The sequence below is a fragment of the Streptomyces palmae genome (genome assembly GCF_004684805.1).
Classification (GTDB): Bacteria; Actinomycetota; Actinomycetes; order Streptomycetales; family Streptomycetaceae; genus Streptomyces; species Streptomyces palmae.
Genome location: NZ_SRID01000182.1, coordinates 1 through 13408, shown reverse-complemented (window position 1 = coordinate 13408; position 13408 = coordinate 1). Strand labels below are relative to the sequence as shown.

The 13408-nt window shown below is 71.5% G+C and carries 14 protein-coding genes; 6 read left to right on the top strand and 8 right to left on the bottom strand.

Annotated features, from left to right (window positions below):
* The 3 genes from E4099_RS19110 to E4099_RS19100 form a co-directional block, all read right to left on the bottom strand.
* The coding region (locus E4099_RS19110; protein WP_209446659.1) for an alanine racemase at positions 1 to 621 on the bottom strand (621 nt) is incomplete at its 3' end.
* 120 nt (positions 622 to 741) lie between these two features.
* Positions 742 to 1860, bottom strand: a complete 1119-nt coding sequence (locus E4099_RS19105) for a lipid II:glycine glycyltransferase FemX (RefSeq protein WP_135340311.1) — start codon at positions 1858 to 1860, stop codon at positions 742 to 744.
* Positions 1861 to 2051: 191 nt separating this feature from the next.
* Complete coding sequence (locus E4099_RS19100) at positions 2052 to 2375, bottom strand: hypothetical protein (protein WP_135340310.1); 324 nt, start codon at positions 2373 to 2375, stop codon at positions 2052 to 2054.
* A 260-nt stretch (positions 2376 to 2635) separates the two neighbouring features.
* On the opposite strand from E4099_RS19100, the gene rpsF reads away from it, so the two are divergent.
* The 4 genes from rpsF (at position 2636) to rplI (ending at position 4443) form a co-directional block, all read left to right on the top strand.
* Positions 2636 to 2926, top strand: coding sequence for a 30S ribosomal protein S6 (rpsF, locus tag E4099_RS19095; protein ID WP_006604399.1), 291 nt, complete (start codon positions 2636 to 2638; stop codon positions 2924 to 2926).
* Positions 2927 to 2996: 70 nt separating this feature from the next.
* Positions 2997 to 3581 (top strand): single-stranded DNA-binding protein, encoded by a 585-nt coding sequence (locus tag E4099_RS19090; RefSeq protein ID WP_135340309.1) that lies wholly within the window; start codon positions 2997 to 2999, stop codon positions 3579 to 3581.
* A gap of 160 nt (positions 3582 to 3741) precedes the next feature.
* Positions 3742 to 3978, top strand: coding sequence for a 30S ribosomal protein S18 (gene rpsR, locus E4099_RS19085; RefSeq protein ID WP_003978893.1), 237 nt, complete (start codon positions 3742 to 3744; stop codon positions 3976 to 3978).
* 18 nt (positions 3979 to 3996) lie between these two features.
* Positions 3997 to 4443, top strand: coding sequence for a 50S ribosomal protein L9 (rplI, locus tag E4099_RS19080; RefSeq protein WP_135340308.1), 447 nt, complete (start codon positions 3997 to 3999; stop codon positions 4441 to 4443).
* Positions 4444 to 4546: 103 nt separating this feature from the next.
* Here rplI and E4099_RS19075 read toward each other — a convergent pair whose 3' ends face one another.
* On the bottom strand, positions 4547 to 5899 hold the full coding sequence (locus E4099_RS19075; RefSeq protein WP_135340307.1) for an MATE family efflux transporter: 1353 nt from the start codon (positions 5897 to 5899) through the stop codon (positions 4547 to 4549).
* A 423-nt stretch (positions 5900 to 6322) separates the two neighbouring features.
* Between E4099_RS19075 and dnaB the strand changes: the two genes are divergently transcribed.
* Entirely contained in the window at positions 6323 to 7825 is a 1503-nt protein-coding gene (dnaB, locus tag E4099_RS19065) for a replicative DNA helicase (protein ID WP_135340305.1), read from the top strand.
* Positions 7826 to 7882: 57 nt separating this feature from the next.
* Here dnaB and E4099_RS19060 read toward each other — a convergent pair whose 3' ends face one another.
* From E4099_RS19060 to E4099_RS19050, 3 genes are all read right to left on the bottom strand, one after another.
* Entirely contained in the window at positions 7883 to 8608 is a 726-nt protein-coding gene (locus E4099_RS19060; protein ID WP_135340304.1) for a dienelactone hydrolase family protein, read from the bottom strand.
* 131 nt (positions 8609 to 8739) lie between these two features.
* Positions 8740 to 9972 carry a GNAT family N-acetyltransferase gene (locus E4099_RS19055; RefSeq protein ID WP_135340303.1) on the bottom strand — a complete coding sequence of 411 codons (1233 nt, stop codon included), beginning with the start codon at positions 9970 to 9972 and terminating at the stop codon, positions 8740 to 8742.
* A gap of 336 nt (positions 9973 to 10308) precedes the next feature.
* Positions 10309 to 10866 (bottom strand): TetR/AcrR family transcriptional regulator, encoded by a 558-nt coding sequence (locus tag E4099_RS19050; RefSeq protein WP_135340312.1) that lies wholly within the window; start codon positions 10864 to 10866, stop codon positions 10309 to 10311.
* 64 nt (positions 10867 to 10930) lie between these two features.
* Between E4099_RS19050 and E4099_RS19045 the strand changes: the two genes are divergently transcribed.
* A complete protein-coding gene (locus tag E4099_RS19045) occupies positions 10931 to 11902 on the top strand; it encodes a DsbA family protein (RefSeq protein WP_135340302.1) in 972 nt (323 codons plus the stop codon).
* A gap of 187 nt (positions 11903 to 12089) precedes the next feature.
* Here E4099_RS19045 and E4099_RS19040 read toward each other — a convergent pair whose 3' ends face one another.
* Entirely contained in the window at positions 12090 to 13208 is a 1119-nt protein-coding gene (locus E4099_RS19040; protein ID WP_135340301.1) for a hypothetical protein, read from the bottom strand.
* Positions 13209 to 13408: the final 200 nt, after the last annotated feature.

The following is a 13408-nucleotide window of genomic DNA, read 5'->3' as shown; positions in this document are numbered from 1 at the left end:
CCGGGTGCCGATCCGCGCCCGGAAGCGGGTCTGCGGGAACTGCTGCTGGAGCCGGCCCAGCTCCTCGGCCTTGAGGTGGCTGACGTACATGGTGTGCAGCGGCAGCCGGGCCGCGCGCAGCCGGTCCATCCAGCCGATGACCTCCTCCACCGCGTCCATGCCGTCGGTACGGTCCAGCGGCAGGTGGATGGCGAAACCCTCCAGCCGCACGCTCTCGATGGCGTTGTGCAGCTGGGGCAGGTCCTCGGGGCTGACCCCGTGCCGCTTCATGCTGCTCATGACCTCGACCACGACGCGGGCGCCGGCCAGGCCGTACGCGCCGTCGAGGGAGGAGACCGAGCGGATCACCCGGTCCGGCAGCGGCACCGGCTCCTCGCCGCGCCGGAACGGGGTCAGCACCAGCAGGTCGCCGCTGAAGTAGTCCTTCATGCGGGCCGCTTCGTAGGTGGTACCCACCGCGAGCATGTCGGTGCCGATGCGGGCGGCCTCCTCGGCCAGCCGCTCGTGCCCGAAGCCGTAGCCGTTCCCCTTGCAGACCGGGACTATGCCCGGGAACTGCTGGATCACGGAGTGCTGATGGGCCCGCCAGCGTGCGGTGTCAACGTAGAGGGTGAGCGCCATGGACGGGACCCAAGACCTTTCTCGTGGCTGTGGCCTGCGCCGCGGGGGGACCCGCGGCGGTCGATGGAACGGAGGACGGTGGAGCTGCGCGACCCCGCGGACGGGGCGCGGGAGCGGCGGTCAGCGACGCGACATATACATGTCGAGGGCCTTGTGCAGCAGCTTGTTGAGCGGGAAGTCCCACTCGCCGAGGTACTCGGCCGCCTGGCCGCCGGTGCCCACCTTGAACTGGATCAGGCCGAACAGGTGGTCCGTCTCGTCCAGGGAGTCGCTGATGCCGCGCAGGTCGTAGACGGAGGCGCCGAGACCGTAGGCGTCCTGGAGCATCCGCCACTGCATCGCGTTGGAGGGGCGGACCTCGCGCTTGTGGTTGGCGGAGGCGCCGTAGGAGTACCAGACGTGCCCGCCGACGATCAGCATGGTGGCGGCGGCCACCGCCTCGTTCTCGTGGATCGCGAAGTACAGCCGCATCCGGTTGGGGTCCTCGGAGTTGAGGACGTTCCACATGCGCTGGAAGTAACCCAGCGGGCGCGGGCGGAACTTGTCGCGCTCGGCGGTGATCTCGTACAGCCGCTGCCACTCGGCCAGGTGCTCGTAGCCGCCCTGGACCACCTGCACGCCGGCCTTCTCGGCCTTCTTGATGTTGCGCCGCCACAGCTGGTTGAAGCCCTTGTGGACCTCTTCCAGGGAGCGGTTCGCCAGCGGCACCTGGAAGACGTAGCGGGGCTGGACGTCGCCGAAGCCGGCGCCGCCGTCCTCACCCTGCTGCCAGCCCATCCGGCGCAGCTGGTCGGCGACCTCGAAGGCGCGCGGCTCGATATGGGTGGGTTCCACATCGCGCAGCCGCTTCACCTCGGGGTCCTGGATGCCGGCCTTGATCGCGGTGGCGTCCCAGCGGCGGATCACCACCGGGGGACCCATCTTCACGGAGAAGGCGCCCTGCCGCTTGAGGTGGGCCAGCATCGGCTGCAGCCAGTCGGAGAGGTTGGGCGCGTACCAGTTGATCACCGGGCCCTCGGGCAGGTACGCCAGATACCGCTTGATCTTCGGAAGCTGCCGGTACAGCACCAGACCCACGCCGACCAGCTGCCCGTTCCGGTCGAACCAACCCAGGTTCTCCGCACGCCACTCCGACTTGACGTCCGCCCACGCCGGCACCTGCATGTGGCTGGCCGCGGGCAGGCTCTGGATATACGCCAGATGCTGCTCTCGGCTGATCGTCCTCAGGGTCAGGCTCATTGCGGGGCGCTCCTCGGCAGGTTTGTCCCCGTGGTCGGGGCTCCGGCTCTCGCGCCGAAGCCTACTGCGACAGGGAAGCGCCACGTCTGGGCCCAGGTCCTGTCCGGCCGATCATTGCCGGGCTCGTGCGGACCGGCCGCCCGGTCACGCCGGACGGCCGGGTGGTGGGATCGCGCCCGTCGGTGGTGCGGTCAGCCGAGCAGACCGCCGAACAGCCCGCCGTGGGCCATCCCGAGATAGAAGCCGAAGGCGGCCGCCCCCAAGCCGATGATCAGCACGAACCGCTGCACCGTGGTCGCGGAGATCATCTGACCCCAGGCGCCGGTGACGATGCCGACCAGCCCGGTCCACGAACTGAGCAGATGCAGGCTGTGGAACTGCGCGGTGATGAAGGAGACCACCCCGAGCAGCAGCGTCGCCGCGGCGAGGCTGTCCACCAGAGGATGCGGCTTGCCGTCGGTGTCGAGGAAAGAGAGGAGTCCGTGGCCCTGACGAGGCCGTGCTGCGTGTGCCATGAGGCACCTCCCGGAGCCCAGGGCGGCGCACTGTAACGCCGCTCACACCCGTTGCGTACAGATTGCGGGCATAAGACGCTGGATTTCAACCGGAAGCACCGGGCCGGGTACTCTGGACGGTCTGCACCGGTGTCTGCCGGAGGCGAGCACGGCCCACGGCGGTGACTCACCGAACGGTCGGACCATCGGCGCAGAACGCATCACGACCCTCCTGCCACGGAACGACCGTGGCCGCTGAGTCCAAAGGAGGTGGGTTCCACATGCGTCACTACGAGGTGATGGTCATCCTCGACCCCGATCTGGAGGAGCGCGCTGTCTCCCCCCTGATCGAGAACTTCCTTTCCGTGGTCCGCGAGGGCAACGGCAAGGTCGAGAAGGTCGACACCTGGGGCCGTCGTCGTCTCTCGTACGAGATCAAGAAGAAGCCTGAGGGCATCTACTCGGTCATCGACCTGCAGGCCGAGCCTGCGGTCGTCAAGGAGCTCGACCGCCAGATGAACCTGAACGAGTCGGTCCTCCGGACCAAGGTCCTCCGTCCCGAGACCCACTGAGCCACACGCTCAGCGGCCCTCGGGTATCGCAACGAGTAGCAAGCAGCAATCCCGCCGAGAGGTTCCCCCAATGGCAGGCGAGACCGTCATCACGGTCGTCGGCAATCTTGTCGACGATCCCGAGCTGCGCTTCACCCCCTCCGGTGCGGCGGTCGCGAAGTTCCGCGTCGCGTCCACGCCCCGCACCTTCGACCGTCAGACCAATGAGTGGAAGGACGGCGAGAGCCTGTTCCTGACCTGCTCGGTGTGGCGGCAGGCGGCGGAGAACGTCGCCGAGTCGCTTCAGCGCGGCATGCGCGTCATCGTGCAGGGCCGACTCAAGCAGCGGTCCTACGAGGACCGCGAGGGCGTCAAGCGCACGGTCTTCGAGCTGGATGTCGACGAGGTCGGCGCCAGCCTGCGCAACGCCACGGCCAAGGTCACCAAGACCAGCGGCCGCGGTGGCCAGGGTGGCTACGGCGGCGGAGGCGGCCAGGGCCAGGGTGGCGGCGGCTGGGGCGGTGGCCCCGGCGGCGGCCAGCAGGGCGGCGGCGGAGCTCCCGCGGACGACCCGTGGGCGACCGGCGCACCGTCCGGCGGCCAGGGCGGCGGCGGTGGTGGCTGGGGCGGTGGCTCCGGCAACTCCGGCGGCTACTCGGACGAGCCGCCCTTCTAGGCCCCGGGCGCGCTCCTCGCGTGTTTCACGTGAAACGGCGTTTCACGTGAAACAGCCGCCACGGCACCTCCTGTGTCGGGGTGGCGAGCGGTGCGGCGCGTGAACCGGTGGCCCGGTGAGGGCGACAGCACACACTTCTTGATCACACTGGAGAGAGACAATGGCGAAGCCGCCTGCTCGCAAGCCTAAGAAGAAGGTTTGCGTGTTCTGCAAGGAGAAGATCTCCTACGTCGACTACAAGGACACGAACCTGCTGCGGAAGTTCATTTCCGACCGCGGCAAGATCCGTGCCCGCCGGGTCACCGGCAACTGCACCCAGCACCAGCGTGACGTCGCCACGGCCGTGAAGAACAGCCGTGAGATGGCGCTGCTGCCCTACACCTCCACCGCGCGCTAAGGGAAGGGTGACCGAATCATGAAGATCATCCTCACCCACGAGGTCTCCGGCCTCGGCACCGCCGGCGACGTCGTTGACGTCAAGGACGGTTACGCCCGTAACTACCTGGTCCCGCGCGGTTTCGCGATCCGCTGGACCAAGGGTGGCGAGAAGGACGTCGAGCAGATCCGTCGCGCTCGCAAGATCCGCGAGATCGCCACGATCGAGCAGGCCAACGAGGTCAAGGGCCAGCTCGAGGGCGTCAAGGTGAAGCTGGCCGTCCGTGCCGGCGACGCCGGCCGCCTGTTCGGCTCCGTCACCCAGGCCGACATCGCCGAGGCGATCAAGGCCGCCGGTGGCCCGGACGTGGACAAGCGCCGCGTCGAGGTCGCCGCGCCGATCAAGACCCTGGGCTCGCACCAGGTGTCCGTGCGTCTGCACGCCGAGGTTGCCGCCAAGCTCGGCATCGAGGTCGTCGCGGCCTGACCGCGGCCCTCGGCCCAGTGCCAAGGGGCCGTACCCCCAGCCGGGGGTGCGGCCCCTTGGCCGTGCCGCATGGCCGTGCCGCGCGACGGGTGTGGGGCCGGGATCAGGCCCGTACCGCGCCGGTGACGATCCAGCGGCCGGAGCGGGCCCGCAGCCACAGCGTCACCAACCGGGCAGCGATCATCAGCGCCATCGTCCACCACAGGGCGGTCAGTCCGCCGCCCAGCGTGGGGACGAGCAGGGCGACCGGGGCGAACACCGCCAGCGTGACGAGCATGGCCCAGGCCAGGTACGGACCGTCCCCGGCGCCCATCAGCACCCCGTCGAGGACGAAGACGATGCCCGACAGCGGCTGGGTGAGCGCCACCACCAGCAGCGCCGGCAGCAGCGTGTGCCGCACCGCCGGGTCGTCGGTGAACAGCGGGGTGAACAGCGGCTGGGCGGCCACCACCAGCAGCCCCAGCACCACCCCGGAGGCGATCCCCCACCGCACCATGCGGCGGCAGGCGGCCCGGGCGCCCGCGGCGTCCCCGGCGCCCAGGCAGCGGCCGATGATGGCCTGGCCGGCGATGGCGATCGCGTCCAGGGCGAAGGCGAGCAGGTTCCACAGGGAGAGAACGATCTGGTGGGCGGCGACCTCGGTGTCCCCCAAGCGGGCCGCGACACCGGTGGCGATCAGCATGATGGCGCGCAGGCACAGGGTGCGGACCAGCAGCGGGGCGCCGGCCTGGGCGCAGGCCCGGATGCCGGCCGGGTCCGGGCGGAGCGCGGCACCGTGCCGTCGGGCGCCCCGCACCACCACGACCAGGTAGACGGCGGCCATCGCCCACTGGGCGAGGACGGTGCCCCAGGCGGAGCCGGCGATGCCGAGACCGGCCCCGTAGACCAGGCCGGCGTTGAGCGCGCCGTTGGCGGCGAACCCGCCGACGGCGACGTAGAGCGGGGTGCGGGTGTCCTGGAGGCCGCGCAGCACTCCGGTGGCGGCGAGCACCACCAGCATGGCGGGGATGCCCAGCGAGCTGATCCGCAGATAGCTGACCGCCGGTGGCGCGGCGGTGGCGGAGGCGCCGAAGAGGTCGATCAGCGCGGGCGCGGCGGGCAGCGCCACGGCTATCAGCGCCGCGCCGAGGAGGAGGGCGAGCCAGATGCCGTCCATGCCCTGGCGGAGGGCACCGGGCAGGTCGCCCGCGCCGAGCCGCCGGGCCACGGCGGCCGTGGTGGCGTAGGCGAGGAAGACGAAGACGTTGACGACGGTGGTGAGCAGGGCGGCGGCGATGCCCAGACCGGCGAGCTGGGCGGTGCCCAGATGGCCGACGATGGCGCTGTCGACCATGACGAAGAGCGGCTCCGCGACCAGCGCCCCGAAGGCGGGCAGGGCGAGGGCGATGATCTCCCGGTCGTGGCGGCGGGTGGTGCCGCCCGGTTGTTCCGGGGCGGTCGCGGGGGCCTGTGTCATGGAACCAATCTAATCTTCCACAGGTAAGAGACTCAACCGTGTTGCGTCCCTTACATCGAGCGACCGGGGACGATCTTCTCTGTGCCGTTTGTCGCGATCTTGGGCCGGCTGGGGAAGTTTTTCTTCCCCACAGCCTGCGGATGGAGAACCCGCAGGTCAGAAGGGTGGTCCTGGGGGGAGTGTGGGCTTGTCCACAGCACTGTCCCCCGTGTCGTACACAGGATCGGCGACGTTCTCCACAGGAAGTGGTCCTTCGTCCACATGGCCTGTGGATAACCAGATTGGCGGACGGCCCTCGGCGGCCTAACGTGGTGCGGCGCCCGCCGCTGCAAACCCTCGTCGAGCGCCCACTCGTTGTCAGAGCCGTGCCGTAAAAAAGAGGGGCACCACAAGTCCGCGCCGCGGACGGGAGGAGGTGGCGGGGTGAGCATGCCCGAGCCCCTGGACGACCCCTGGGCCGACACCGGCCCCAGCGACCGGCTCCCGGCCCCCAGGCCCCGCCGGGACGACGGCCGCGGGTCCTTCGAGGGCGGTCGCGGCGGCCGTGGCCGTGACGGCGGCGGGCATGAGGGCGGCGGTGACGGCGGCTGGGACGGGCCGGGCTTCGAGCGGGTGCCCCCGCAGGACATGGACGCGGAGCAGTCGGTGCTCGGCGGCATGCTGCTCTCCAAGGACGCCATCGCCGACGTGGTCGAGGTGCTCAAGGGCAACGACTTCTACCGCCCCGCGCACGAGACCATCTACCAGGCCATCCTCGACCTGTACGCCAAGGGCGAGCCGGCCGACCCGATCACCGTCGCGGCCGAACTCACCAAGCGCGGCGAGATCACCCGGGTCGGCGGGGCCTCCTATCTGCACACCCTGGTGCAGTCCGTCCCCACCGCCGCCAACGCCGAGTACTACGCCGAGATCGTCCATGAGCGCGCCGTGCTGCGCCGGCTGGTCGAGGCGGGCACCCGCATCACCCAGATGGGATACGCGGCGGACGGCGACGTGGACGAGATCGTCAACAAGGCCCAGGCCGAGATCTACGCCGTCACCGAGCAGCGGACCAGCGAGGACTACCTGCCGCTGGGCGACATCATGGAGGGCGCGCTCGACGAGATCGAGGCGATCGGCTCCCGCAGCGGCCAGATGTCCGGCGTCCCCACCGGCTTCACCGACCTGGACGCCCTGACCAACGGGCTCCACCCCGGCCAGATGATCGTCATCGCGGCCCGCCCGGCGATGGGTAAGTCCACGCTCGCCCTGGACTTCGCCCGGGCCGCGTCGATCAAGAGCAATCTGCCGAGCGTGATCTTCTCGCTGGAAATGGGGCGCAACGAGATCGCGATGCGTCTGCTCTCGGCCGAGGCGCGGGTGGCGCTGCACCACATGCGCTCGGGCAGCATGACCGACGAGGACTGGACCCGGCTCGCCCGCCGGATGCCGGACGTCTCCGCGGCCCCGCTCTACATCGACGACTCCCCGAACCTGTCGATGATGGAGATCCGGGCCAAGTGCCGCCGCCTCAAGCAGCGCAACGACCTCCAGCTGGTCATCATCGACTACCTCCAGCTGATGCAGTCCGGCGGCGCCCGGCGGCCCGAGAGCCGTCAGCAGGAGGTCTCGGACATGTCCCGTAACCTCAAGCTGCTCGCCAAGGAGCTCGAGGTCCCGGTCATCGCCCTCTCCCAGCTGAACCGCGGACCCGAGCAGCGCACCGACAAGAAGCCGATGGTCTCGGACCTGCGCGAGTCGGGCTCCATCGAGCAGGACGCCGACATGGTCATCCTGCTGCACCGCGAGGACGCGTACGAGAAGGAGTCCCCCCGCGCGGGCGAGGCCGACCTGATCGTGGCCAAGCACCGAAACGGCCCCACCGCCACCATCACCGTCGCCTTCCAGGGCCACTACTCCCGCTTCGTGGACATGGCCCAGACCTGACGCCGGCGTCTGCGGGTTCTCGGGCTCGGTGGGGCTCGGCGGTCCCGGCGTTACGGCTCACTCCGTCACGGGCAGGCATTCGGCGAGCAGGTCGACGATGTCCTGCCAGGCGCGCTCCGCTTGCCGCGGGTGGTAGCCGACGCCGGGGAGTACGGCGTGGTCGACCGTCGGGTGGTGGAAGGCGTGCTGGGCCCCGCCGTAGACCACCAGGCGCCAGTCGACGCCCGCGGCCTGCATCTCGGCGGCGAAGGCGTCCCGTTGCTCGGCCGACATGATCGGGTCCTCCGAGCCGACCCCGGCCCACACGGGGCAGCGGATGCGGGCCGCCTCGCCCGGTCGGCCCGTGGTCAGGCCGTTGACCGTACCGATGGCCCGCAGATCGACGCCGTCGCGTCCGAGTTCCAGCGCGATCGCGCCCCCGGTGCCGTAGCCGATGGCGGCGATCCGGTCGGGGTCGGTGCGCGGTTCGGCGCGCAGTACGTCGAGTGCCGCGTGGCCGATCCCCCGCATCCGGTCGGGGTCGGCGAGCAGCGGCATCACGCGGTCCAGCATCTCCTGCGGGTCGGCGATCCAGCGCCCGCCGTGGAGGTCGAAGGCCAGTGCCACGTACCCCAGTTCGGCGAGGGCATCGGCCCGGCGGCGCTGGAAGTCGCTCAGGCCCGGGCCCTCGGGCCCGATCAGGACCGCGGGCCGGCGGTCGGTGCCGGCGGGGAGTGCGAGGTGCCCCATCATCGTCAGACCGTCGGCCGGGTAGGCGACCGTGCGAGTGGTAACCGTCGTCATGGACCGGACGGTAGTGAGTTCCGAGTCCCCTCGGGTCGGGTTTAACTGACGGCAGAACGGCGCGGGCGCGGGCCCGTGGACGAGCACCGAGCGGCGCGCCGTCAGAAGCCGTCAGAAGCTGTCCGAAGCTGTCAGAACCAGTGCAGGCAGTGCGGGGGGCGCTCGGCGCGGAAGAGGGCGTCGGCGAGGGGGGCCGCGCCCGAGTGGTGGGCCCGGATGTGTCCGGCACGTACGAGGGTGCTCGGGGTGGTGCCGCCCAGGTAGATCGAGCCCAGGTCGCTCACGTCCAGGGACAGGTCGGGCTCCCGGTCGGTCGGGGCGCAGTCGGCCCTGCCGTCCCGGACGGTCAGCAGGTGGCGGCCGTGCTCGCCGAGGAACGGGTCGTGGACGTCGAGGACGAGCTCGCCGTCCGTGAACCAGCCGCGCGCGGTCAGCGCACGGGGGACGTCCAGCAGCCGCACCCAGAGCCAGTCGGTGTCGATTCCGACCTGGGCGGCGCGGAAGTCCTCGAGCTGCCAGCGCAGCGGGTGATCGGGCGGGAAGTGCTTGAACACGACCTGGGTGGCCAGGTCGTGGCTGAGCAGGAACCGGGCCAGGGCCGTGAAGGCGGTGTCGTTGGCGGCGATGGTCTCGTCGACCGTCAGGGTGCCGGCCTTGTCGCGCACGTAGCTGGCGTATCCGTCCGGGGTGCCGTCGGCGTCCCGGTGGACGGCGATGTGGCGCGGCGCCGGGGAGACCGGGGGCTGCCCCGCGCCCAGGGCCCACCAGCGGGGCGGCCGGGAGAGCGCGCCGGGCTGGGTGCGGCGGTACCGGTCGTAGACCTCTTCCAGGATCTTGCCGCTCTCGGCACGCCGCAGCAGCTCGATCGAGCCGGTGTCCGAGCCGGTCACCGGGGCGTCGGCCGCCGCGTGCGCCCGGGGGAGGGCGAGGGCGGCCTGGTGGCGCGGGACGGTCAGTCGCTGCTCGTAGGTCGCCGGTCCGTAGCCGAACCGCCGGTAGATCAGGGCCTCGGAGGCCAGCAGTACGGAGAGGAACTCCCCGCGGGCCCGCAGCTCGGCTATCTGGTGCCGCATCATCGTGCTGAGCACGCCCTGACGCCGGTGCGAGGGCAGGACGCCGACGGCGGTCACCCCGGCGGCCGGGGCGAGGGTCCCGCCGGGGAGGGTGAGCTCGAAGGAGTAGGCGCCGGCGGTGCCGATGGGCCGTCCGTCCGCCGCCGTCGCGAGGAGGCCGCGGTCCATCTCGAACGCGGACCACCAGCCCTGGCTGCCCTCGGCCGGGGGGTCCGGGATGAGCCCGAACGCGGCATGGAGTGTGTCGACGAAGACGTCGAGATCCTCGTCGGTCGTGGGACGGATCTCCATCGCTGCCGCTGCCTCCCCTTGATCCCGGCACCCGGCCTGGGTGCCCCGCCACAGTGCAGCGTCGTCCCGTGGCCAGGTCAAACGAATTACGACCGGGGGGAGTGGACGGGCGGTCCGGTGCGGCCGGGTCTCCGGAGGGTGGTCCGGCTGTGCCGGGGGTTGGTGAGCGGGTGGCCGCGGGAGCCGGCCGCGAGGCGGTGCCGCCGAGCCGCGGCGCCGGCGCGCCCCCGTGGGTGGGGCAGCGGGGGAGAGCGCTGGTCAGGGAGGTGCCGTGGGAGGCGGGGCGCGGGGCCCGCGCGTGGCGGTCCCCGCGTCGTCGCCGGCAGGGGCCCGGGGTCAGCGCCGGAGCATTCGCCAGAAGGCCAGGGAGGTCTCCTCGGCCGTGGCGGGGGTTTCCTCCGAGACCCAGGAGGCGATCACGCCGAGCAGGGCGCCGGCCAGGTAGGCGGCGTGGACGGTCTCCGGTACGTCGTCGAAGCCCGCGGGGCGGCGCCCCTCCCGGAAGGAGGCGGTGAGTTCGGCGGTGAGGCGTTCCCGCATGCGCGCGCAGAACAGGGGGCTCCCCTGGGTGCCCAGCATGCGCCGGTAGATCGCGGCGTTGCGGGCGATGTGCTGGAACAGCGCGTCCAGGGGACGGGGTGCCTCGTCGCCGGGGGCGTCGAGAGGGCAGGTGGCCGCCGCCCGCACCACATGCGCCACCGCTTCTTCCATGGCGTCCGTGACGAGCGCGTCCACGTCGGGGAAGTGCTGGTAGACGGTGGCCCGGTTCAGGCCGGCGTGCCTGGCGACTTCGGACATGGTGATCGTCGCGGGGTCCTTGGCCGCGGCCAGCTCCAGGATCGCCGTCCGCATCCGGGCCCGGCTGCGTCGGGCACGGGGGTCGTCGAGGTTCATGGCGCTCACACTAACCAACATATGTCGCTTTGCTGATCGACAGATGTTGGTTAGTGTGGCTGTCGTGCGAATCGAGATCTGGGCGGACGTGGTCTGCCCGTGGGCCTACATCGGCAAGCGGCGTCTGGAGAAGGCGCTCGCCGGTTCGGAGTCGGCTGAGGCCGAGGTGGTCTGGCGTCCTTTCCGGATCGACCCGACCGCGCCGGACCAGGCGACGCCCATCGAGGAGGTCTGGCGGGATCCACTGGTGGACACCGCGCTGCGGGCGTGCGCCCCGGGCCTGACCCCCGCGGAGAACCGGATCCGTGTCTCCCGGATCGCGGCGGAGGAAGGGCTGGGCCCAACGTGGGGCGCGGCCTGGCGGGCCAGCAGCCATGACGCCCACCGCCTCCTCCACCTGGCCCGCGAGCACGGCGGCGCCGGGCTGCAGGGCGAGGTGGCCGAGCAGGTGATGAAGGCGCACTTCGTCGAGGGCGACGACATCGGCGATCACCGGTGCCTCGCGGCGGTCGCCACCCGGTCCGGCTTCGCCGAGGGGGCGAAGCTGCTGGCGGGCGGTGCGGGAGACCGCGAGGTGCGGGAGCTTCTCCTGATCGGCAAAGCGCGGGGCATCGCGACATCGCCGACGATCGTGGTCGGTGACCGGGCCCTGGCCGGGGCCCAGCCGCCGGAGGCGATCGCGGAGTTCCTCGCCGGAGGCGACCGGGGCCGGGGGATGCCGGAGGAGGTGCGGCGGCTCCGCTGGGCCGAGTCCCTGCTGGACCAGCGCGACCCGCTGGGCGCGCTGACCCTGCTCAGGCCGCTGCTGGAGGAGTACGGGGACGACCTGAACGTCCGTCGCCTCGCGGCCCGCGGCTACTTCCACTCCGCGCAACTGTCCCGTGCCCGGGACCTGCTGGAGCGGCTGGTCATCGACGCGCCGGAGGACTCCTACACGCGGCTCATGCTCGGCCGCACCCTCCAGCGCCTGGGGCACGAGGAGCAGGCGGCGCCGCACCTGAGGCTGGCCGCCGCCATGTCGCCGGAGTACGCCTGACGGGCCCGCGACGGCGTCGGGCGCGGGATCACCACCGCGACGGCGCCCCCATGGGCGGTATCCCGGACGGGCCGGCCGCGGGGCGCGGGGCCGGGGGTGAGGCGTGCGGCGGGTCGCCATGGGCCCGCGACGGGGTCGGGCGCGGGATCACCACCGCGGTGGACGGGGATGTGCCGGCTCGGGCCGGCTACCGTCCGCGGGTGCGGGCGCGGAGTACATTGCGGTAGTCGTCGACCGCCTCCCCGGCCTCCGCCGCGCGGGCCCGCAGGCCGTGCGGGACGCGTTCGGCCACCAGGGTCCGCAGCACGTGGTCGGGGGAGAACCCTCCGGAGAATCCGCTCGGCGCGTTGGAGCTGATCAGCGGTGCGTTGGCGAACACCGAGGAGTCGTCCTCGGAGTGCCGGTACGTCCAGCGGCACGGCCAGTTCCGTACCGCGGTCTCGCCGAAGTACCTGACCGCGCCCTCCAGGAAGTCGTCCGCGCCCGCCGCCTCCAGCGCGGCGGGGCCGTCGAAGCGGTCCAGCACCAGCCGCTCCAGGGCCGTGAGCGAGTCCGGCGAGTGGTCGAAGGGGAAGTCGTCGGGCAGGTGGTCCGTCCGCCACCGCCGCAGTGCGGCTTCCATGGGGGCCAGCCAGGCGTCGAGGCGCCGGCGGGACTCCTCGTCGGCGTGCAGGCGGTCGTCCTCCAGGTACCAGGCGGCCGTCTCGGGCTCCGCCGCGGGAAGCCCGTCGTGTACCCGATTGCCGAGCTCCACCGGCATCGACAGGCCGAAATCCCTCAGCCCCTGGGCCTGGTCCGGGGTGAGCAGCAGCCACCAGGCGTCATAGGAGTCCTCGTCCAGCTGGTAGAAGGCCCGCGGATCGTCGTTTCCGGGTACGAGGTCGCCGATGGCGTCGAAGACGGCGTACCAGTCCATGTAGCGGGTGGTCTCGGAGAGGTGCTGGGTGCGGTGCCATATCGACCGGCCGTTGCGCCGGAAGTGCAGGTGCTCCTCTCCGTCCTCGTCCCGCACCAGCTCGACGTCGTCGACGACCACCGTGCCGCCCGAGCACGCCGCCGCTTCGAGCAGCAGGTCCTCGTACCCCGACTCCAGATCGCCCAACGCCTTCTCAGGGGTCTGGAAGCCGATGCCGCAGTCTTCCAGGAGGGAGGTCAGCTCATCGGGGTCCGCGTACGCCTCGTCGAGGTCGATGTCGAGCTCGGCATGGCCCGCCAGGCCGGCCGCGGCCTGCTCCCGGGTCGCGATGCCCAGCCGGACCAGGGTGTCCGCGAACTCGCGGAGGGTGCGCGGTGTCGTGGTGCCCATGGCAGCAGCCTCACATACCGCGTCTGCTCCCGGGCAGCCGGGGGCGGCGAACTCCCGTGCAGCAAGCGGAAGTTGAGTGCCGAGGTGTTCGGTCGGCATCGGCTGGCGGGCCGAATGTCAGTGGTGGCTGCCAGCATGGTCTTCTCGGTTCACCTGGGGAGGTCGCGGTATGGGATCGGTATCGGGCGGGGGCTCGAGGA